A 23,101-nucleotide genomic window follows, 5' to 3' on the forward strand; every position below is an offset into this window, starting at 1 on the left:
TACATTATAAATCCTTCAAAAATATTTATTATTTCTTGCCTATTATTTGTTTTCAAAAGGATTTAAGACGGAAATACTTCCAATCGCAGGGATTCCGTGTATAAATGTATCGTGATAATCAGACCCTCCTGTAATATACAATTCATATTTTTGGGCTATTTCTAAATAAATTCTGTTGTCTGTAGCCGTATGTTTGATATGGTATACCTCAATTCCCTGTATTCCACAATTTAACAGTTCCATAATATTAATATTTCTTTTTAATAGTCCAGGATGTGCCAGTACAGGTATTCCGCCAGCCCGTTCAATGACAGAAACTGCTTCCTTAGGTGATAACTTAAATCTCTCTATAAAAGCAGGCTTTCCTTTTCCCAAAAGCTTTTCAAAGGCTTCCTGCAAAGACCCTACATATCCCTTTTTTGCAAGAACTCTTGCTATATGAGGTCTCCCTATAACGCCTCCTTCGGTATGCCCAAGTACTTCTTCCAGGGTGATGCTATAATGCAACTGATTGAGCTTTTCGATCATTTTTTCGCCTCGGTTTAAGCGTTCATCTCTGATTTTTGTGGTTAAAGCAACTAATTCATCATTATGATAATCAATATGATATCCAAGAATATGAACCTCTTCTTCATTATATATGGTACTAAACTCGATACCAGGTATTACGTAAAAGCTATCATATTCTGCTGCAGTTAAACATGCCTCTTCAATACCATCTACCGTATCATGATCGGTAATGGAAATACCCTTAAGCCCATTTCTAAAAGCCCATTCTACAGCTTCTTTCGGACTTAATATACCGTCCGAGGCCTTTGTATGTACATGCATATCAATTTTGCTCATATAGTCATCTCACCTTCTTTTACCTCAAATCTTCTTTTTCTGCTCTATTTAATTATATTTACCCCGTTTTTTTATTTTCATCCAGCAATCTTGCTCAAAATAATTAAACATGATTTCTCATTATTTTTAAACTTCTAAAGGTTATTTTCTATGCCAGAGAATAAAAAAACCTGCAAAGAGCAGGTTTTTTATTCGTGTAAGCTATCTTGGTTCAACAATTAATTTAATTGCAGTTCTTTCTTCTCCATCAATTTGAATGTCAGTAAAAGCAGGGATACAGATTAAATCAACACCACTAGGAGCAACGAACCCTCTTGCAATCGCTACTGCCTTAACTGCTTGGTTTAGGGCGCCTGCGCCAATTGCTTGAATTTCGGCACCTCCGCGTTCTCTTAAAACGCCAGCCAATGCTCCTGCAACAGAATTTGGATTTGATTTTGCTGATACCTTTAATACTTCCATGAATAAAGCCCCCTTTAATATTAGAATGACAATAAAAAAATAGTAAAAATTTCTTCGACTAGTATATTCTACATTATTATTTAAAATCCTTTTTTTTTACCAGATAAATAAGAAAATTTCAACAAATTTAAACTACATAAAAAAGAAGCCCTATGGCTCCTTTTATTTGGCATATTCTATTGCCCTGGTTTCTCGGATAACATTTACTTTAATCTGTCCAGGATACTCCAATTCACCTTCAATTCGTTTTGTAATATCTCTTGCCAGATACACAATATTATCATCATTCATTTCTTCCGGTTTTACCATAATTCGTATTTCTCTACCAGCTTGGATTGCAAAAGACTTTTCTACTCCCTCATAATCATTTGCAATTTCTTCTAGTTTTTGAAGACGTTTGATATATGTTTCCAGAGTCTCTCTTCTGGCTCCAGGTCTTGCTGCAGACACGGCATCGGCAGCAGTTACCAATACGGCTTCTACAGTCTGTGGTTCATAATCCCCATGATGGGTTGACATTGCATGAATTACTTCACTTGATTCTTTATATTTTTTCAAAAGATCCATTCCGATATCTACATGGGTTCCCTCTACTTCATGGTCTACAGCCTTTCCAATATCATGAAGCAAACCGGCCCTTTTTGCCAATTTCACATCTGCGCCCAATTCTGCAGCCATGAGTCCTGCTAAATGGGACACTTCTATGGAATGCTTTAGTACATTTTGTCCATAGCTTGTTCTAAATTTTAATCTTCCCAACAATTTAATCAATTCTGGATGAAGACTGTGAACACCTGTTTCAAAAGTTGCTTGTTCACCTTCTTCTTTAATAATGTTATTCACTTCTTTTTTTGCTTTTTCAACCATTTCTTCAATACGGGCTGGATGAATTCTCCCGTCTACGATTAATTTTTCAAGAGCAATTCTTGCAACCTCTCTTCGAATCGGATCAAATCCTGATAAAATTACGGCCTCAGGCGTATCATCAATAATCAAATCAATTCCTGTTAAGGTTTCCAGCGCTCTAATATTTCGCCCTTCTCTACCGATAATTCTTCCCTTCATCTCATCGTTAGGCAAGGCTACAACGGAAACTGTCGTTTCTGCAACATGGTCTGCAGCACATTTCTGAATGGCATAGGAAATAATTTCCTTTGCTTTCTTTTCAGATTCTTCCTTTGTCTTCTGCTCAATTTCTTTAATCATGATGGCAGCTTCGTGTTTTACTTCTTTTTGAATGTCATTTAAAAGCAGTTCCTTCGCTTCCTCTTGTGTTAATCCTGATATTCTTTCAAGTTCCTCAAGCTCTTTTTGATAGAGTTGCTCAATTTGTTCTTCTTTTTCCCCGACTTCTTTTATTTTCTTGTTTAGTGACTCATCTTTTTTCTCAAGGTTTTCCGATTTTCTATCTAAAGTCTCTTCTTTTTGAACCATTCTTCTCTCTAATCTTTGAATCTCATTACGTCTTTCTCTGCTATCTCTCTCAAACTCACTTCTCAGGCGATGAACTTCCTCTTTCGCCTCAAGAAGAATTTCTTTTTTTGTAGTTTCAGCCTCTTTCTCAGCTTCGTTTATGATCTCTTTTGCTTTTTGCTCAGCATTATTAATTCTACCTTCAGCAATATTTTTTCTAAAAAGATAACCTATTCCAAAGCCAACAGCAGCTCCGACAACAACAAAAATTATAATCTCTACGTAATTAATAGGCACACCTCCCCTGTAAAAAGTCTAATAAAAAAGAAGAAAACCGAGATGCCTCGGTTTTTAAATCTTTTACTATGTTATTATAGAGTAAAAATTTAAAAAACTTGGCAGGCCTCTTGAATTATTCAATGATACACCATGATTTGATATAATTGTATATCTTTTTTATTTCACTGTCAAGTTGATATTCGCTGACCTTAGACAATATCACCCTTCCAAGGTTTCTATGTAATTATCCTTTGCTAAATTCTTTATGTAAAAGATCTATTGCCTTATGAATAACTTCCATTCGAAATCCCTTTCTAAATAGATAGGATTTCAATTTTATTCTTTGTTGATTATCAGATAAATACTCGTTTTCTTTAACTTTTTTTTTCAACAATCTTATACAGTGTTCCAGCTCATCTACTTCTAATGCATTCAAAGCATCCTTAATCACTTCTGATGGAATTCCTTTTTGTTTTAGGTGAATTTTAATCATATCTGAAGACAAGGCTTTATTTTCACCGGTTATTTCGATATATCTTCGTGCATATTCATAATCATTAAGATAGTTTAATTCAATTAATCTCTCTATAACTTTTCGAATTACTTCTTCACTATATTCTTTTCCGATCAAATAACGTGTCATTTCACTTTCCGTTCTCGATCTGTAGGATAAATAGTTTAGTGCCTTTCCATATGCCTCTTGAAATTCTTCCATATTAACGACTCCTCTAATCTCAGTTTTAATAACAAAAAACCCTTAAAAAGGGTTTTAGTTTGTTTCAACTTCCTCTATGATCAGATCTGATTTTTTTGCAAGCGGAAGTTTATTTATTTCTCTTACTTTATTTTCTATTTCCAGTGAAAGCTCTTTATTATCCATCAGAAATTGTTTAGCATTTTCTCTTCCTTGTCCTAGGCGATGTTCTCCATAACTGTACCATGAACCAGATTTTTTAACAATCTCAGCATTAACAGCACAATCTAGTACACTACCTTCGCGAGAAATTCCCGTACCATACATAATATCGAATTCTGCTTGCTTGAAAGGCGGCGCTACCTTGTTCTTTACAACCTTAATCCGTGTTCTGCTTCCAACCACATCTTCTCCCTGCTTAATGGATTCAATTCTTCTAACATCCAATCTTACAGAAGCATAAAATTTTAATGCTCTTCCGCCTGTTGTTGTTTCAGGGCTTCCAAACATAATTCCCACTTTTTCTCTCAATTGGTTGATAAATATGGCCGTTGTCTTTGACTTATTGATAACACCGGCCAATTTACGCAGTGCTTGAGACATAAGTCGGGCTTGAAGACCAACATGACTATCTCCCATATCCCCTTCAATTTCTGCTTTCGGCACCAGCGCAGCTACTGAGTCGATAACAATGACGTCAATCGCTCCACTTCGTACTAAAGCTTCGCAAATTTCCAAGGCTTGCTCCCCTGTATCCGGTTGAGATACAATCAAATCATCTATGTTTACGCCTAGTTTTTTTGCATACACAGGGTCAAGGGCATGCTCTGCGTCAATGAAAGCAGCAACACCACCATTTTTTTGAGCTTGTGCAATGATATGGAGCGCTACCGTTGTTTTACCGGAGGATTCCGGTCCGTATATTTCAACGATTCTTCCTCTTGGTACACCGCCAATACCGATGGCAATATCTAATTCTAAAGCTCCTGTGGAAATACATTCCATATTTAATCGTGAAGTGTCTTCCCCCAATCGCATAATTGATCCTTTGCCGAACTGCTTTTCTATTTGACCCATAGCAATTTCTAACGCTTTTTGTTTCTCTTGCATATTATCCCAGATATAAATCTGGTCTTCACCTGCCTCTCTTCACAATAGCGAACAAATGTTCTAATACGATTATACATGATTTCCTGCATTTGGTCAACAAAAAAAGTCCATTATTTTATAGCATTTCTTATTGCATTTAACGCTGAAAGTACTGTATAATTCCTAATTCTAGCACGATCACCAAAAGTGTTTAACCGATGTACAGTCAACTGCTCTTTATACATTATTCCGATATACACCAAGCCAACTGGCTTTTCATCCGTCCCCCCATCAGGGCCTGCAATACCTGTAATGGAAACACAAAGATCACTGTTTTGTTTTTTTCTCAAACCCATTACCATTTCCTTCGCTGTTTCTTCACTTACTGCACCATATTTCTCAAGGGTAGCATTCTTCACGCCCAACATGCCTGCCTTTGCCTCATTGCTGTAAGTTATATAGCCAGAATAAAAGCATTTTGAAATACCGGGTACAGCCGTTAGCCGACCTGCTAAAAGTCCGCCTGTACATGATTCCGCCAAAGATATGGTAATCTGTTTCTCCATGAGTTGCTTAGCTACAACTTCTGCCAACTCTTCGTCCTGCTCACTATATAAATATTCTCCAACTCTTGAACGGATTTCCTCTATGACCGGTTTAATAAGTGCCATCGCTTTTACATCATTCTCTGCTTTAGCCGTTATCCGCAGGCTCACTTCTCCTTCTTTGGCATAGGGTGCAAGAGTAGGATTCTCCTGATTCGAAATCATATCCAACAGTTCTGTTTCAAGAGCAGATTCTCCAATCCCAAAAAAGCGTAAAACCCTCGAATAAATGGTAGCTTTTGATTTTTCTTGCAGATATTCCATGACACCTTCAGTAAACATGCCCATCATCTCTTTAGGCGGTCCCGGTAAGCTAATGATAACTTTTCCCTCATGGTCAATAATAAAGCCTGGAGCAGTACCGTTATTATTCTGCAGCACAATACTTCCTTCTGGAAGGTAAGCCTGCTTTTTATTATTTTCGCACATGGGTCTATTCAGATCTCTAAAAAAGGATTCTAACCGCTTCATAGAAGGTGCATGCAGCACGAGCCTTTTTCCCATGGCTTTTGCAATGGTTTCACGGGTCAAGTCATCTTGTGTAGGCCCCAAACCGCCGGTAGTGATCACCATGTCCGCATTTTGCAATGCATAGTTTAGCACCTCTTTCAGCCGTTGATGATTATCTCCCACAGTAAAATGATAATATACATTTATCCCCAACGTATTCAGTTGTTGGGACAAATAAACTGTATTGGTATTTATTATTTGTCCAAAAAGCAGTTCTGTACCAATTGAAATTAAAGCACAATTCATCAGAGGACTCCTTTCATATTCTTGTAAATAACAAAAAGCAGCAAAGCTGCTTTACTGTTTAAATACATGTCTATTCAAATAAACATAATCAATGCCAGAAATAATCGTTAAAGCAACCGCAACCCATAATGCAATTGTGCTGAAAGGAAAATTAATCAAGCTAAAAGGATAGTTGTCAATAAGGATGGCTATAATTGCAATAATTTGTGCCAGCGTTTTTGATTTTCCCCACCAGCTTGCAGCAATAACAATTCCCTCAGAAGCGGCAATAGCCCTAAGGATGCTGATAATATACTCTCTGGAAATAATGACAACAACAACCCATGCAGACAATCTTCCCATCTGTACAAGGGAAACCAAGGCAGCTGTTACCAAAAGCTTATCGGCTAAAGGATCCATAAATTTCCCGAATTTCGTTATTTGATTTCTACTTCGGGCGATATATCCGTCCAGGGTATCTGTAATTGCTGCAATTGTAAAAATAGCTGCAGCCAGATGGATTCCATAAGGCATTTTGTTTAATAAAACAATCATAAAAACTGGAACTAAAAAAATTCTCGCAATGGTCAACTTATTGGCAAGGTTCATTCAGCATCTCTCCCATTAAATCATATTCGAGAGCATCTTTAATTAATACCCGTACAAGAGCTCCTGGGTGTAGAGTTTTTTCAGCGTGCACATAAACAACTCCGTCGATTTCAGGTGCATCATATGCTGTTCTTCCTATATACACACTCTCTCCTTCTACTTTTTCTTCTACAAGTATATCATAAATATTACCTATTTTCTCCATATTTTTTTTGTAAGATATTTGCTGCTGCAAGCGCATAATTTCATCTCTTCTTTTTTCTTTAAGTTCTTCAGCAATCTGATCCGGAAAGTTTGCTGCTGGTGTATCTTCCTCCTGTGAGTATGTGAATACGCCCAAACGATCAAACTGGACAATTTCAACAAATTGCTTTAATTCTTCATGCTGCTCATCAGACTCTCCCGGAAATCCCACAATTAAAGATGTTCTTAAAGCAATATCAGGACATTGGTTTCTCAACTTCTCTATTACTTTTAAAATATGCTCCTTGCTTGTTCTTCTATTCATTCTTTTTAAAACTTGATTATTACAATGTTGAATAGGCATGTCCAAATATTTGCATATTTTCTTTTCTTTTGCAATGACATCAATCAGTTCTTCCGTTATTTCATCGGGATAGCAGTAAAGGATTCTGATCCAATGGAATTGATCAATTGTACACAATTTCTTCAGTAAGTCGGATAGCTTGTATTCTCCATATAGGTCTATGCCATACCGTGTTGTATCTTGAGCAATCAGAATAATCTCTTTTACTCCCTCTTGTGCCAAGGACCGGGCTTCCTTTAAAATTTGCTCCATATCCCTGCTTCTGTAGCTTCCTCTCAGTTTAGGAATAATACAATAAGTGCATCCATTATCACATCCATCGGCAATCTTTAAATAGGCAGTATGTCTAGGAGTACTAATAAATCTTGGTAAATCTTCTGACACTTTAATATTGATATCTCCAGATTTAATAATCTTTTTTCCTTGCAGTGTGTCATCAAGAATCTGAATGATTTCCGGAAAATTGCCCGTTCCGATAATTGCATCTACTTCCGGCAGCTCCTTCATTAGATCCTCTGCATAGCGTTCACCAAGACAGCCAGCTACAACCAGCAGCTTACAATTTCCATCATTCTTTAACTGTCCCAGATCGATAATTGTATCAATAGACTCTTGTTTCGCCGCCTCAATAAATCCACAGGTATTCACAATCACAATATCTGCCGCAAACTTGTCCTTCGTTAGCATATAATCATTTTGTGTCAGCAGACCCATCATAACTTCCGAATCCACCAAATTTTTTGCACATCCTAATGTTTCCACAAATACTTTTAAGTTCATAGAGGGTGTTACTCCTTCCTTATCGTTGCTGTTTTAACGATTTTACAAAATCTTGCAGTGTAGCTGCAACGGTTTTTATATCTTCATAGTATATCTCTAAATCGTATTCCTTATATTTATCAATAGAATATTGATATAAAGGATCATAATAATGCTCAATTAAATATTTAATAATATAGGTATAGGCATTTTCCGATTGCTTCTGTAGGAGATTATCTACAGCTTCATTTCCCAATTTCTTTCGGAGATGCTCTAAAGCTTTTACTATTTTTTCTTTATTTTCATCTATATGATCAATATAATCCTGCAAAATAATTTTCACTCGATTATCAAGGCTAGTATTTATCAATATATGATTTCCACTGATCATCTTTCGATAGATCTTTTCTGGAATCTGAACATTTCCTATTCGCTTACTTTCACTTTCAACGAAGATGTTCTTCTCCATTGAAGCAAACAGTTTATGGAAAATTTTTGATTCAAACATTTTTTGAGAGGGTGGCTCACCATTAAACACAATATCTCCAAATACTGAGCCGCTATTTTGAGCAAGCTCTTCAAGATTTAGAACAGCCATCCCCTCACTGGATAAATCCTCCAGAATATGAGTCTTCCCTACACCGGTTAATCCATGAATCATAATAAAATGAAAAAAATCTAATTTATTTTCAAAATAATCCATAATATACTTTCGATATCCCTTATATCCACCAACAAGCTGGTATACTTTAGGAATGTTGAACATACTTAAAAAATCACACACAGATCTACTGCGCATTCCACCACGCCAACAGAAAAAAATAATTTGCTCATACTTGTTTTGGTAATCCAAAATCTGCTCGTAAAGAATTGGAAGCTTGTAGGAAGCATACTTAACACCCAGACTGATAGCCTTTTGATGGTTTTCTTTCCTATAAACTGTTCCTACCTCTGCTCTTTCCTCATCGTTAAGAATCGGAAAATTAACTGCACCAACAATTGTTGACTCTTTATATTCGGAGGGTGAGCGAACATCAATATAAATAGCATTTTTAAAACGCAGTGCCTCATCAACTGTAATAAAAGCCGTCATAATAATACCTCTCTATATAAAATATCTGTGGTTACTTTCCACAAAAAACCTTGTGAAACAATTTTCAAGAGTAGAATTTTAAACCCTACTCTTGATTTCCTCGAACTCTTCTTTCGATATGCGTACCTGCCGCGGCTTGCTTCCTTCATGCTCTCCTACGATCCCTCGTTCTTCCATGGCGTCGATCAGTCTTGCCGCCCGGTTATATCCGATCCTGAATCTTCTTTGAAGCATTGAAATGGATGCTTGTCCGGTTTGCACAACAAATTCTATGGCCTCTTGAAGCAGTTCATCAACTGTACCCTCATCTACTGGGAGTTCTGTTTCTATTTTTTCCAATATATCCTCTTCATAAACCGCTTCTGCAACTTGTTGTTTAATAAAAGATACAACCTTTTCTACCTCTGCATCGGATATAAAGGCTCCTTGTAATCTCCTAGGTTTTGATGCCCCCACAGGATAAAATAACAGATCACCTTTTCCTAGCAGCTTTTCAGCTCCTCCCATATCTAATATCGTCCGGGAATCTGCCTGGGACGAAACCGCAAAAGCGATTCGAGAAGGAATATTCGCCTTTATAACACCGGTAATAACATCAACTGAAGGTCTCTGGGTTGCTACAATTAGGTGAATACCCGCAGCTCTTGCCATCTGCGCCAATCTGCATATTGCATCCTCTACTTGTCCAGGAGCAACCATCATCAAATCTGCCAATTCGTCTATGATGACTACAATTTTGGGCAGCGCCTCATTTTCTTCCCGCAACTGCTTCTCATTATAACTGTTGATATCACGAACACCATTTTGCGCAAAGAGCTTATAACGATTTGTCATCTCCTGAACTGCCCAATTCAGTGCGGATGCTGCCTTTTTAGGCTCAGTAACAACAGGAATTAACAGATGTGGAATGCCGTTATAATTATTCAACTCAACTACCTTTGGATCTATTAAGACCAACCGCACCTCATCCGGTGTAGCCTTAAATAGAATACTGGTAATCAGTGTATTGATGCAAACACTTTTCCCAGATCCTGTAGCGCCTGCAATTAACATATGGGGCATCTTCGCCAAATCCGCAGTCACCGGATTTCCTGCAATATCTTTCCCAAGAACGAAAGTCAATTTAGAATCACTATGGGTATATTTATCACTTTCCAGAACTTCTTTTACACTTACTGTAGTAGTAGAATCATTTGGTATTTCAATTCCTACAGCTGCTTTTCCCGGGATTGGTGCTTCAATACGTATGTTCGAAGCAGCTAAATTTAATGCAATGTCGTCAGATAGACTAACAATTTTACTAACCTTTACGCCTGGGCTAGGTTGTATTTCATACCTTGTGATCGTCGGCCCCTTGCTAACCTGCATTACTTTCGCATCAACACCGAAGTTCTGCATAGTCTCCTCCAGTATTTTTACTTTTTGCATAATTTCTTTTTTGTCATTTTTTGAATTTGTAGCAGCATAATCATCTAATAGTGACAAATCAGGCATTGTATAACTTAAAGGTACATTACTTTTATTAGAAATATTTATCGGCAGCTTTGTATCATCAGAATTTCCACCATCTTCTATCGCTGTGGCCGAAGCAGGTTTTCTTTCTGGCTGCTGCTGGATCTCAATCGGTTCAGGTTTCTCATTATCCCTGGTAAAATCTAATATTTTAATTTTCTCATCTATTATGGCGTCTCCCTGTGATGTCACCTCTACTTCCGATTCTTCAAAGTCTAATAACTTGAATTTTTTCGGTTTCTCTTTTTTCCGTTCCACTTTCTCTTCAGATACCTGAATAAAATCAATGACAGACGAAATAAAGGATTTAGATATGTCTGTCAAAGACTGTTTTAAAGTTTTCAGCAAGTGATTAAGTGAAATACCTGTTAAAAGTATAATTGCAGCAATCATAAGGGTTATAATGATTACATAGCTTCCATTGATCCCCAAAAGCTTTATACTAAAGGAAGTCAAAATCGTACCAATTAATCCGCCTCCTAATCCTTCTACTCCTTGCTCATAAGATAACATCAAAGTCTGCAGATAATAATCTCCCTTGGCCATATCCTCCAGATGATAGATGGTATAGAGCATAATATAACCTAAATATAATACTAACAATGAAAGCTTCCACCGCGCATCAATATTTTTCGTTTTGCCTGAAAAAGACATTACACCAAGCAAAATAATAAAGTATGGCAATATGTAGGATGGGATGGAGAGTAAGCCCATTAATGAGAATTTGATAAATTTCCCTAGTTCTCCCGTTGATTCTGTCTGAAGGCTGATTAAAATAAGTATTCCTACGGCTATAACAAATATGGACAATATTTCTTGCTTTAATGGCGACTGCTGCTTTGTCTTATTTTTTCTTCTTGACATGTATAACCACCTCAACCGGTTAGTGAAGGGCACAGAGTTTCTGTGCCCATATAAATAATTGTTCAATCCACTTTTCTATATACTTCCTTATGACTTGCATCAAAAGAAAAAGTGTTAATATTTCTATTAACACTTTAACATTGTTATTATAACATATGCATTTCAATTATTCTATTGCAAATTCCTTGGTATTTCTAAATCTATAGCCTTATTTTTATCCTTTTTGCTATCAATCATTTTTCTTAGATGATCCATTGCTTGTTTAATTCCGCCAATTTCATTAATTAGACCAAGGTTAACCGCTTCTCTTCCAATTAAAATGGTTCCAATATCATTAGCGATCTCATCCGTCTCATTCATTAACTGAATCAGTTTCTCCCTTGAGACATTCGAAGTTCTCGTTACAAATTGGATAATTCGCTCCTGCATTTTTTGAAAATATTTGAAAGTCTGAGGTACGCCAATAACAAGTCCGTTCATGCGTATAGGATGAATGGTCATCGTCGCAGTTTCTACAATAAAAGAATAATCACTGGCTGTAGCTAAAGGTACCCCGATACTGTGGCCTCCTCCTAATACCAGAGAGACGGTTGGTTTTGACAGGCTTGATATCATTTCCGCAATGGCTAATCCTGCTTCCACATCTCCACCAACTGTATTTAGGATTGTCAACATGCCTTCAATCTTTGGATTTTCTTCAACTGCAATTAGTTGAGGGATGATATGCTCATATTTAGTTGATTTGTTTTGGGGAGGCGAAACCATATGTCCTTCAATATGACCAATAATTGTTAGATAATGGATATTCGCAGGCATATCCGGAATATTTTGTGTTCCAAGGTTCTGAATATTACTTAGTTTTGCGTTTACTTTGATTTTTGGAGTCAATCCTGGTTCCAATTTAATTTGTGGATTGTCTCCCGGTGTCGGTGCACCGGTTTTTTCTTCTCTTTCGCTCATTCTATCACTTCCTTATTTTAGGCATTTTATTGGCTTTGCTCATTTTGAAGAAATATTTCTTTGTCGCTATGATTCATAATTTATTTTTTCCAATAAAAAAACTACTATACTCTAGGTCGAGAATAGCAGTTTTTTTATTTATGCTAGTTGAAATTCCTGGTGTAAAAGGTTTACAGATTTTTCCATATTCTCACAACTCACCAGACAAGATATCGTCGTATAAGAATCAGAGGTCTGGAGAATCTTTATATTTTCTTTTGCCAACGCTTTTACAATTCGTGCCATTACCCCAGGGACTCCTCTCATTTTATGTCCTATGGTAGTTATTTTACTGCAGTTTTTGTGAATATCATATTTTAACCCAATGTCCCTCAGGATGCTTTCCAGTTTTGCGAGGTGTTGTTCTTCTACTGTAAAGATCTTCTTGTCTATAAAGAAATTAATCATATCTATGCTAATGTCATTCTCTGCCAACGCGCTCATAAAAATTTCATTTGCCTCTGATGCATCCTCGTATTGTACAATAACTTGTGCAATATTATTTTTATGTGCGATAGCCGTTATACACTCTCCAATAGATGGATATTTGCTATATTTATTTTCATAATGTTCAAAGCTGCTAATCACTGTTCCTGGTGCATTTGTAAAAGTATTTTTGATCTTTAGAACAATGCTCCCCCTGCGTGCAACCTCAACAGCCCGGGGATGGATAACTTTTGCACCATCTTCTGCCATCTGATAAATTTCATCATAGCAGATCTGATCAATCACCTTCGCCTGTGTTACCAATCTAGGATCCGCAGTCATGATACCATCTACATCCGTGTAGATTTCTACAAGCTCTGCTTTTAACGCTTCTCCGATTACCGCAGCTGAAGTATCACTGCCTCCTCTTCCAAGAGTGGTAATGTTACCACTTTCTGATATTCCTTGAAATCCTGTAATCACAGGAATAATTCCATTCTCTAACAGCCTAATAATGCTTTGTGATTCTACTTTGATCACATCGGCATCACCATATTTTTCATCGGTTATAATACCCGCTTGAAATCCCATTAATGCAGCAGCTTTGTATCCTCTTGATTTTATCGTATTCGCAAAAATTACGGATGATATGGTTTCTCCACAAGCCATTATTAGATCCAATTCTCTGCTTGTATACTCTTGGTAAGGATCTCTCCCTATCTGCAGCAAGGTATCGGTAGCATAAGGTTCGCCTTTTCTTCCCATTGCAGAAACTACCACAACAGGCTGTTTCCCTTCTTGAATACACCCAATTACTTTATCTACCGCTTTATTTCTTAACTCTTCTGTTGCAACAGAGGTTCCCCCAAATTTCTGAACAATAATATTCATTTTTATCCTCCTTACCAGATATATATCTTAATGTTAGCATATATTTGCAATATTTTCTACGTTTTTTAGCATTATCTAACCTTATAATTATAATATGTTAAGGAGGATTCTGTGGAACCATTTTTCTCTCGCATATTCTTTGTGCTCTGGTTTAAAATAATTCTGCATATGCTCGCTTATATAGGAATTATAATGAAAAACTTCGGCGTATTGATTTTTCATCTTCCATCTCTATGATAATCATATCATTGCCAATCTTCCGCACACAGTCCCAAGGAATTTCTACAAAGCTTTTATCTGAGAAAATTGAAAATTGGTTTCGAAAGTCCGGAACAAGCAGCGATCTAATTTTACCATTTCTTTCATCCACCAAAAGATCTGATTCTGCAAGGATTCCTAATCTTCCGCCATCATTCAAGTTAACAATCTCTTTTCCGCCTAATTTACTCAATCTCATATATGATACCCTCCCCACTTTATAAAATCGTTTCTTATTTTTAAATCCTTTGTTATGTTACACTAAATCACCCATTTATTCTGTCTCCAATACTTTTTACTATTTTATTTGTAGAGAGATAACAATATGCTTATTTTTATTTTCCTGTATGTCCAAAACCTCCGGCTCCACGTATAGATTCACTTAGCAATTCTACACACTCCCATGAGACTTTCTCATATCTACAGAATACTAACTGTGCAATTCGATCTCCTCTGTTAACTGCAAAATCTTCATGTCCCCAATTAATCAAAGGAATTTTTATCTCTCCTCGATAATCACTATCAATGGTCCCAATTCCATTTACTAAACCAATGCCATATTTAACAGCTAGTCCACTTCGCGCTCGAACCTGTGCTTCCATCCCAACTGGAATCTCTATAAATACGCCTGTAGGTATTAGTGTCCTATGTCCTGGTTTTATTATAACGGTTGTCTCAATGCTTGCCTTTAAGTCCATTCCTGCTGCCCCTGCTGTCTCATAGGCCGGCAGCAATGCTTGATCATTACATATGATCTTTACCTTGCTCATTTTTCTTCCCCCTCCGTATAAACTCATTCTTAGTAATTATTAAATGTAAAAAGACATTAGCATCCGCTAATATCTTTTTTTTAATAATCCAGCAAACTCATTAGATCCTTATCCTGTTCTACTTTACCTACAACTGCCAATGCACTTTTTTCTACTACAAAAACTTTATCAATTACTTCCCTTACATCTGACAGAGTGACTTGATCAATTTTCTCTAATATCTCCTTTGGCGAGTAAATTCGATTGATTAGTAGTTCTGATTTTCCAATAGCACTCATTCGACTACTGGTGCTCTCCAATCCCAACATATAACTACCTTTCAGTTGTTCCTTGGATTTATGCAATTCATCTTTTGTTAGTCCATCCTTCTTTAAATTTCTAATTTCATAGTTGATCAACTTAAGCACTTCATCTAGCTGACTTGGATTAATCCCTGCATAAACCGTTAGTAAGCCAATCTCTTTATAAGAAGAAGGATAAGAAAATACGGAATACGCCAAGCCCTTATCTTCTCGAATATTTTGAAAAAGTCTGGAACTCATGCTTCCGCCAAATATATTGTTCATAATTAACAATGGGTATAAATCCCTGCTTGTCAGGGAAGCTCCTTCTAACCCTAAGCATATATGTAATTGTTCAATGTCTTTATATCGAGTAATTCCTTCTGCATTGAAAGAAGGATTGTTCTCCACTTTTCGGGTACTCTTTCTATTGGTGAAATGATTAAACTTCTCTTCCAACTGTTCAATCAATTGATCTTCATCAAAGTTACCTGCTACAGAAACTACAATATTCTCTATAGAATAATGCTCTTCTATAAATGATACCAGCTTTCTCCTATCAAAGCTTGTAACCGTTTCACCCGTTCCTAATACCGGCATTCCCAACTTATGATGCTTAAAGACAGTTTTTGACAATAGTTCATGGGCTAAATCTTCGGGCGAATCTTCATACATGTTGATTTCTTCCAATACAACGCTTTTCTCTTTCTCAATTTCTCCAGGATTAAAACTGGAATAAAACAACATATCTGTCAAGACGTCGATGGCTATAGACAAGTGTGTATCCAGTACTTTTGCATAAAAGCAAGTGCACTCCTTGCTGGTAAAAGCATTTAGCTGACCACCGATACTGTCAAAGCTTTCAGCGATTTCTCTTGCACTTCTTTTGTCCGTACCTTTAAAAAGCATATGCTCAACAAAATGTGTAATCCCATTATTATTAGTTTCTTCATGAATAGATCCGGCTTCAATCCAAAATCCTAAGGTTACTGACTTTACATAGGGTATCTTTTCTGCTACCAACCTCACACCATTGCTTAACGTATATTTTTTAAACATTTCGGCCTCCCAATTCGGTATTCATAAATACATAGACTATTATAATTTAGTATAACTCAATAATCAAGAAAAAAACCTACTCCAATAAATTTGAGACCGTCCCTAATTGAATACCTTCTTCTCTAATTTTATCTATAAGAATTGGAAGTGCCTTTGCCGTTTCACTCTTCGGATGCATCAAAAGAATTGCTCCATGGTGAGGCTTTTTCATAACCCTGCTAAGAATAACATCCGCTGTAGAACCTTCTTTCCAGTCGATCGTATCAATACTCCACAAAATGGTCTGATAGCCTAACTTCTCAGCTGCTTCTAGTGTAGCTTCTCCATAATCTCCAGAGGGTGGTGCAAAATACTTTAGCTTTATTCCCAGGACTTTTTCGATGGCTTCTTCTGCTTTCTTGATTTCTAAGTAATTTTCTTTTTCATTCATTTTGCTGTGGGCCTTATGGCTATATCCATGATTGCCTATTTCATGGCCCCTGTCATAGATCTCCTGCAAAAGCTCTGGATACTTAGAGGCCCACCTGCCTGTTACAAAAAAAGTTATCTTAATGTTTTTATCCTCTAACACTTCTAATATTTCCGGTATTACTTCATTTCCCCAGTCTACATTACAAGTGATTGCAGCTTTACTCAAAGAAGGATCTCCATTTCGTATCGGTTCACGAAGTAACGCATATTGCAATACAGAAATATTGTTGTTCCATATAAATATAAATCCCAGCATGATCAGTAAAACACATCCAGCAGAAAAGATTAAATGTTTACCCTTTAAAATAATTATTTTCAAAGAATTCCCTCCTTCCCTATATCATGGATATTCAATGATTTAGTTTTTATTCGATAGAACAAGATTAATTATATAAAAAAAGCATCTACGACGCTTTCGCTAGGAAACCCTAGGTTTCCTTCGACGACAGCAAAGCTGTCTGAGCACCTTCCTGAAGGCGGCAGGGGATTTCATCTCCTACAACCCCTATTTTTTATATAATAGAAAAGTAGAACTTTCTATTATATAAAAAAAACATAAACCAACTTGGTTTATGCTTTTTATTCTTCCACTTTTTTCTCTTGTTCTTCATCCTGGAGGGCTGCTTTTCTTGATAAATTTAGCCTGCCTTGCTTATCAATTTCCAACACCTTAACAAGAATTTCATCACCGACAGCCAGCACATCCTCTACTTTTGCAATTCGTTCTTTTGCTATGTGCGATATGTGTACTAAACCTTCTTTACCCGGCAGTATTTCAACAAAGGCTCCAAAGGTTGTAATTCGAGCTACCTTGCCCATGTATAGTTCTCCAGGCTGTGGTTCTTTCACAATTCCCTCAATTAGCTTAAGTGCTTTGTTGCCACTCTCCATATCCGTTGCAGTAATAAACACACTTCCATCATCTTCAATGTCGATTTTTACGCCGGTTTCATCGATAATTTTATTAATTGTCTTTCCACCAGGGCCAATAAGCTCTCGAATTTTGTCCGGATGAATAGTCGTTCTTATAATTCTTGGCGCATAAGGAGACATCTCTGCTCTTGGCTCCGCAATTGCTTCTTTCATCTTTTCTAGTATGTATAATCTACCTTCATGAGCTTGTGCCAATGCTCTTTCCAGAATTTCTTTGTTAATTCCATCGATCTTAATATCCATCTGTATGGCAGTAATTCCTTTTTCAGTCCCTGCAACTTTGAAGTCCATGTCCCCCAGGAAATCTTCCATTCCCTGAATATCACTTAGAATCGACACTTTTTCATTTTCTTTAATTAAACCCATTGCAATCCCAGCAACCGGTGCTTTTATAGGAACACCTGCATCCATCAACGCCAATGTGCTTCCACATACAGCTGCCTGGGAAGTACTTCCATTTGAGCTTACAATTTCCGAAACAAGACGTATGGTATAAGGAAACTCTTCTTCAGAAGGAATTACTGGTTCTAATGCTCTCTCTGCCAAAGCACCATGTCCGATTTCTCTTCTGCCAGGTCCTCTTAAAAATCTAGCCTCTCCAACACTATAAGGAGGGAAATTATAATGATGCATATATCTTTTTGATTCTTCTTCTCCTAACCCGTCTAAAATCTGTGCATCACCTATTGCACCAAGGGTTGCCACAGTTAGTGCCTGCGTTTGGCCTCTTGTAAATAATCCGGTTCCATGTACCCGCGGTAATACAGATACTTCACAACTAATGGGTCTGATTTCTTTTGGTTTTCTGTTATCTGGCCGTATCTCCTCATCTAAAATCATATTTCTTACTTGTTCCTTGATCAGTTGATACAAGGTTTCATCAATATCTTTTTGATTTTCCGGATATTTTTCTAATAATGCCGCTAAGGTTTCTGCTTTAACAGCTTCCATATTCTCATTTCGTTCCATTTTATCAACCGTCTTGATAGCCTGTACCATTTTGTCGGTAGCAAATTCTCTTACTTCCTTTTCAATGGTTTCATCAATCTTAAATAGTTTAACTTCTTGCTTGGGTTTTCCTACTTCTTGAGCAATCTCTTCAATGAAGGCAACAATTTTTTTTATTTCTTCATGGGCATACAGAATCGCTTCAAGCATTACATCCTCGCCTATTTCATTTGAACCTGCCTCAACCATCATAATGGCATCCTTTGTTCCGGAAACCACAAGGTGCATTTCACTTTTTTCTCTCTCAACAGCTGTGGGATTAACCACAAATTCTCCATCAATTAGACCAATGATCACAGAGCCTGTTGGACCATTAAAAGGAATATCTGAGATGGATAATGCAATAGATGAACCAATCATTGCTACCACATCAGGTGTACAATCTTGATCAACAGAAAGTACAGTGGCGATTACTTGCACATCATTACGATATCCCTTCGGAAAAAGCGGTCGTATCGGTCTGTCAATCAGTCTTGAAGTCAAAATTGCTTTTTCCGTTGGACGCCCTTCTCTTTTTATAAATCCGCCGGGTATTTTTCCTACAGAGTAAAGTCGCTCTTCATAGTCACAGCTCAAAGGAAAAAAGTCAATGCCTTGCTTGGGTTCAGCAGATGAAGTAGCAGTAACTAGCACTACTGTATCCCCATATCTGACTAGAGCAGAGCCGCTTGCCAGCTGAGCAATTTTCCCCAATTGAATTTCAAAGGGTCTTCCAGCTAATATAGTCTTAAAAGTTTTTTCCATTTTAAACCTCCTCACTTTAAATTTTTTAAGTCTAATATATATTCTATATTAAATTTATTATTTCCTACATTATATAAAAAATCACTTAAATAATCATAAAATAAAGAGCGGGACTTTCCCGCTCAGAAGCTACTACTTTCTTAATCCTAGTTTTTCAATAACACTTCTATATCTTGCAATATCTTTATCCTTCAAGTAGTTCAGTAGATTTCTTCTTTTACCAACCATTTTTAATAAGCCACGTCTTGAGTGATGATCTTTCTTATGAATCTTTAGATGCTCATTCAGCTCATTGATTCTTGTAGTCAATAGGGCAATTTGAACCTCCGGAGATCCGGTATCACTCTCATGTACTTTATGTTCATTGATGATTATTACTTTTTTATCTTTATTCATCGTCACGGTACATTCACCTCCTTATTTAATAATCGCCATAGGCCAAGTAGTACGTCGGAGCATCGTATTACATAGCTTATGGTTCTATACAACGCCTAATTTTATCATAAATAAAAGTTTCTGTAAAGGGTATCTTTTAAATCATCCTCCATTATTGATAAAAGATATTCAAATAACTTTTTCACAGTATTTCTTCACCAAAATACACTCTCGTTCTTTTTAAGTCCATAGACATTTGTACAATAAGTTCTTCTTTAGAAGAAAATTTAATCTCTTTTCTCGCTCTATATAGAAAAGATACTTCTATTTTTTTCCCATAAATCGTATCATCAAAATCTATCAGATGGGTTTCTATACTGATAGGATTATCTCCAAAAGTAGGATTATAACCAACATTTGTTGCACTATTATATATTCTTTGATCTAATACTGTCTTTGTGTAATATACACCTGGACTTGGCAGCACAAAAGGTGCATCTGTTTCAATATTCGCTGTAGGAAACCCCAATTGTTTTCCACCCCGTCCTTTTCCCCGAACAACAGTTCCTGTAATTGAAAAAGGTTTTCCCAGATATAGATTTGCTTTACTAATCTCTCCTGCTTGGATTAATTGTCTTATAACCGTACTGCTAATGATTTCATTTTCAATAGCTACCGGCTGGATCACTTGAAGTTGATATCCATATTGATCTTTTAAATCTTCCAGTAAATGGATATCTCCTTTGGCTTTATGTCCAAAACGATAATCATAACCAACTACTGCATATTGCATATTTAAGCGATTTACAAGTATTTCTTTTATAAATTGTTCTGGAGCTAACCGTCTCTGATTTTCGTCAAACTCAATAAATATCGTATAATCTATACCCAGCTCCCGCAGCAGTTGTAATTTTTGCTTATCGGAAACAATCTTTAAAGGTCCCCGGTTATTAGAGGTAAGACTTTTGGGATGATTCCTAAAGGTATAAATTACACTTGGAATATTGTGCTGCTTACAAATCTCTACTAATTTTATAATTAAGGTTTTATGCCCCATATGAATGCCATCAAAGTTTCCTAAAGCAATTCCTGTAGGATTAGATTGAAAATCAATATTTTCTAAAGAAGTAATTATTTTCATACTGCTGCCCCTTTAATTAAAAACTCTATGAATATCAATGTAAAATTCTTCATCTTTCTTTACAATACCAACTGCCATAAACTTTTGCTCTGCATAAACTCTCACATATTGGTTTTCTCTCATCGGGTCATGTCGGAGGATGTTTTTATGTAGCATATTATTGCCATTTAATAGATACTTAATTGAATTGGATTTTATATGAACACTTGGCATTTCCAATAAGGGATAATCCATTGGGAAAAGATGGTTTTGTTCAATATCTTCCAACTGTAACTCTTGCAGTTGCTCTACTGTAACCGTTTCTTTCAATGTAAACCTGCCACTGGATGTTCTAAGTAAAAAAGACATATGACCACCAGCATTCAAGCGATTTCCAATATCTTCACACAATGTTCTGACATAGGTTCCTTTTGAGCAATATACATCAAATAATATCTTCTCACTTTGTATATCTAAGATATTAAGCTCATGAATAGTTACTTTTCTAGCCTCACGCTCTACAGTTTTTCCTTCTCTAGCTAATTCATACAGCTTCCTGCCCTGGTGTTTTAATGCAGAATACATCGGCGGTTTCTGGAGAATTTCTCCTTTAAATTCATCAAATACTTTGATAATTTCATCTTTGGTTGCATCTACCTTACCCTCTTTTATGACTTTTCCCCACCGATCCTGCGTATCTGTATTATAGCCTAATGTCAATTCGCATCGATAAACTTTAGAATCATTCAGTAAAAATTGACTGACTTTTGTAGCATTTCCAATACAGATTGGTAAAACACCTGCCGCCATTGGATCTAATGTACCTGTATGCCCTACCTTTTTAGTCTTAAGCAGTCTCCGAAGATATCCTACTGTATCATGAGAAGTCATATGGGGGGGTTTTAATAGATTAATAATACCATCCATAGCATCACCTATCGTTCTAAAAATTTGAATGCATCCATAATCTGTATTCTAGCTTCTGCGATGTTACTATAGATCGTACAACCTGAAGCCTTTTTATGTCCTCCACCACCAAATTTAGCAGCTACCTTAGCGACATCTACATCGTATTTAGCTCGAAATCCTACTTTAATTTCATTATGAGAAAGCTCTTTTAATAAAACAGCTACCGCAACACCCTCTATGTCCCTGGCGAATTCTATCAGACCATCTGCATCAGTATGATCAGCTTTTGATTTTTCCAACATACATTTCGTAACGGATAATATAGAAAGCTTACCATCATAATGCAATTGTAAACTATTCAGTGCCTCTCCCAATAGCTTAATCTTCCCATAGGCTTTATTTTGGTATAAAGCAACAGTAATTTCATTTAGGTCTAAAGCATGTTCCAGCAAACCTGAAGCAATTTGATGGGTTCTAGCTGTAGTGTTGTCATACTTAAAACTGCCAGTATCCGTTGAAAGTGCACAATATATACAAGTAGCCATTTCTTTATCCATATCAATTTGCATTGCTTTAATTAATTCAAAGACGATCTCTCCAGTAGCAGCAGCCTGTACATCAATATAATTATACTGAGCAAAGCGGAGATTTGTAATATGATGGTCTAAATTAATCGTAACCGCTGCATTTTTTAAATAATCAGCTCTACTGCCCAGACGATCTAGATCACTTGCATCTATAGAAACTACTACATCTGGGCAAATTCCTACTGGAAGTTTGCTATGAATATCTTCTAAGGGCAGAAAATTCAAATTGGAAGGAATCTCATCCTCTACTAGTACAAATGCTTCCTTTCCTATCCTTCTTAAAGCAAGCAAGAGTGCTAAAGATGAACCAATTGTATCTCCGTCGGGATGAATATGGGGGAGGATCAAGATAGATTTCCCCCTATTCAACAGCGTTGCAACACTATTTAACGGTGTCATCTTTTACCTCTTCTGGTGTCTTTTCATTCACCTTATTTATCAACCTAGAAATATATAATCCTTTTTCTATTGAGGTGTCCATTTTAAATATTGGTTCAGGCGTATATCTTAATTTTAGGTTTTTTCCGATTTCTTTTCTGACAAATCCAGCTGCCTTTGTCAACCCATCAATCGTATTCTCTTGTTCTTCTTTTGTCCCATATACACTAATATATATATTGGCGTATCGTAAATCTCTTGTTACATCTACTTCTACAACACTCGTAAGATTAGATATTCTTGGATCTTTCAATTCATTTCTTATGAGATGGCTTACCAATTTTTTTATTTCTTCTCCGATTCTATTGGTTCTGGGATATGCCAT

Annotated in this window: 22 protein-coding genes; all 22 read right to left on the bottom strand. The window is 36.5% G+C overall.

Features of this window, described 5'->3' with window-relative positions:
- Positions 1-42: 42 nt before the first annotated feature.
- Positions 43-846, bottom strand: a complete 804-nt coding sequence (locus Gferi_RS00610) for a PHP domain-containing protein (protein WP_069973769.1) — start codon at positions 844-846, stop codon at positions 43-45.
- A gap of 201 nt (positions 847-1,047) precedes the next feature.
- Positions 1,048-1,308 (bottom strand): stage V sporulation protein SpoVS, encoded by a 261-nt coding sequence (gene spoVS / locus Gferi_RS00615; protein ID WP_068556162.1) that lies wholly within the window; start codon positions 1,306-1,308, stop codon positions 1,048-1,050.
- Between the two features lie 162 nt (positions 1,309-1,470).
- Positions 1,471-3,012, bottom strand: coding sequence for a ribonuclease Y (gene rny, locus Gferi_RS00620; protein ID WP_069981242.1), 1,542 nt, complete (start codon positions 3,010-3,012; stop codon positions 1,471-1,473).
- Between the two features lie 232 nt (positions 3,013-3,244).
- Positions 3,245-3,715: a regulatory protein RecX gene (locus Gferi_RS00625; protein WP_069973770.1), complete on the bottom strand. Its 471-nt coding sequence runs from the start codon at positions 3,713-3,715 to the stop codon at positions 3,245-3,247.
- Positions 3,716-3,769: 54 nt separating this feature from the next.
- Positions 3,770-4,804, bottom strand: coding sequence for a recombinase RecA (gene recA, locus Gferi_RS00630; protein WP_069973771.1), 1,035 nt, complete (start codon positions 4,802-4,804; stop codon positions 3,770-3,772).
- Between the two features lie 110 nt (positions 4,805-4,914).
- Complete coding sequence (locus tag Gferi_RS00635; protein WP_069973772.1) at positions 4,915-6,144, bottom strand: competence/damage-inducible protein A; 1,230 nt, start codon at positions 6,142-6,144, stop codon at positions 4,915-4,917.
- A 51-nt stretch (positions 6,145-6,195) separates the two neighbouring features.
- The gene (pgsA, locus tag Gferi_RS00640; RefSeq protein ID WP_069973773.1) at positions 6,196-6,732 is read right to left on the bottom strand and encodes a CDP-diacylglycerol--glycerol-3-phosphate 3-phosphatidyltransferase; all 537 of its coding nucleotides are present in this window, start codon (positions 6,730-6,732) and stop codon (positions 6,196-6,198) included.
- Positions 6,716-8,059, bottom strand: coding sequence for a 30S ribosomal protein S12 methylthiotransferase RimO (rimO, locus tag Gferi_RS00645; protein ID WP_069973774.1), 1,344 nt, complete (start codon positions 8,057-8,059; stop codon positions 6,716-6,718). The genes pgsA and rimO overlap by 17 nt, the downstream gene beginning before the upstream one ends.
- A 19-nt stretch (positions 8,060-8,078) precedes the next feature.
- Positions 8,079-9,131: a tRNA 2-selenouridine(34) synthase MnmH gene (mnmH, locus tag Gferi_RS00650; protein WP_069973775.1), complete on the bottom strand. Its 1,053-nt coding sequence runs from the start codon at positions 9,129-9,131 to the stop codon at positions 8,079-8,081.
- A 78-nt stretch (positions 9,132-9,209) separates the two neighbouring features.
- Positions 9,210-11,507, bottom strand: a complete 2,298-nt coding sequence (locus tag Gferi_RS00655; protein ID WP_069973776.1) for an FtsK/SpoIIIE family DNA translocase — start codon at positions 11,505-11,507, stop codon at positions 9,210-9,212.
- A 171-nt stretch (positions 11,508-11,678) separates the two neighbouring features.
- Positions 11,679-12,467: a ClpP family protease gene (locus tag Gferi_RS00660; RefSeq protein ID WP_083273295.1), complete on the bottom strand. Its 789-nt coding sequence runs from the start codon at positions 12,465-12,467 to the stop codon at positions 11,679-11,681.
- 138 nt (positions 12,468-12,605) lie between these two features.
- On the bottom strand, positions 12,606-13,823 hold the full coding sequence (dapG, locus tag Gferi_RS00665) for an aspartate kinase (RefSeq protein ID WP_069973777.1): 1,218 nt from the start codon (positions 13,821-13,823) through the stop codon (positions 12,606-12,608).
- Positions 13,824-14,010: 187 nt separating this feature from the next.
- Positions 14,011-14,280, bottom strand: coding sequence for a YlmC/YmxH family sporulation protein (locus tag Gferi_RS00670; protein ID WP_069973778.1), 270 nt, complete (start codon positions 14,278-14,280; stop codon positions 14,011-14,013).
- A gap of 136 nt (positions 14,281-14,416) precedes the next feature.
- A complete protein-coding gene (dut, locus tag Gferi_RS00675) occupies positions 14,417-14,851 on the bottom strand; it encodes a dUTP diphosphatase (RefSeq protein ID WP_069973779.1) in 435 nt (144 codons plus the stop codon).
- Between the two features lie 80 nt (positions 14,852-14,931).
- Positions 14,932-16,191, bottom strand: coding sequence for a M16 family metallopeptidase (locus Gferi_RS00680; protein ID WP_069973780.1), 1,260 nt, complete (start codon positions 16,189-16,191; stop codon positions 14,932-14,934).
- A gap of 76 nt (positions 16,192-16,267) precedes the next feature.
- A complete protein-coding gene (locus Gferi_RS00685) occupies positions 16,268-16,981 on the bottom strand; it encodes a polysaccharide deacetylase family protein (protein WP_069973781.1) in 714 nt (237 codons plus the stop codon).
- Positions 16,982-17,241: 260 nt separating this feature from the next.
- A complete protein-coding gene (locus Gferi_RS00690; protein WP_069973782.1) occupies positions 17,242-19,347 on the bottom strand; it encodes a polyribonucleotide nucleotidyltransferase in 2,106 nt (701 codons plus the stop codon).
- Between the two features lie 132 nt (positions 19,348-19,479).
- Positions 19,480-19,743, bottom strand: a complete 264-nt coding sequence (gene rpsO, locus Gferi_RS00695) for a 30S ribosomal protein S15 (RefSeq protein WP_207645825.1) — start codon at positions 19,741-19,743, stop codon at positions 19,480-19,482.
- Positions 19,744-19,924: 181 nt separating this feature from the next.
- The gene (locus tag Gferi_RS00700; RefSeq protein ID WP_069973784.1) at positions 19,925-20,863 is read right to left on the bottom strand and encodes a bifunctional riboflavin kinase/FAD synthetase; all 939 of its coding nucleotides are present in this window, start codon (positions 20,861-20,863) and stop codon (positions 19,925-19,927) included.
- Between the two features lie 12 nt (positions 20,864-20,875).
- Positions 20,876-21,769: a tRNA pseudouridine(55) synthase TruB gene (gene truB / locus Gferi_RS00705; protein WP_069973785.1), complete on the bottom strand. Its 894-nt coding sequence runs from the start codon at positions 21,767-21,769 to the stop codon at positions 20,876-20,878.
- 8 nt (positions 21,770-21,777) lie between these two features.
- Positions 21,778-22,737 carry a DHH family phosphoesterase gene (locus tag Gferi_RS00710; RefSeq protein ID WP_069973786.1) on the bottom strand — a complete coding sequence of 320 codons (960 nt, stop codon included), beginning with the start codon at positions 22,735-22,737 and terminating at the stop codon, positions 21,778-21,780.
- Complete coding sequence (rbfA, locus tag Gferi_RS00715) at positions 22,721-23,101, bottom strand: 30S ribosome-binding factor RbfA (RefSeq protein WP_069973787.1); 381 nt, start codon at positions 23,099-23,101, stop codon at positions 22,721-22,723. Before rbfA ends, Gferi_RS00710 begins: the two co-directional genes overlap by 17 nt.

Source organism: Geosporobacter ferrireducens (assembly GCF_001750685.1).
GTDB lineage: Bacteria > Bacillota > Clostridia > Peptostreptococcales > Thermotaleaceae > Geosporobacter > Geosporobacter ferrireducens.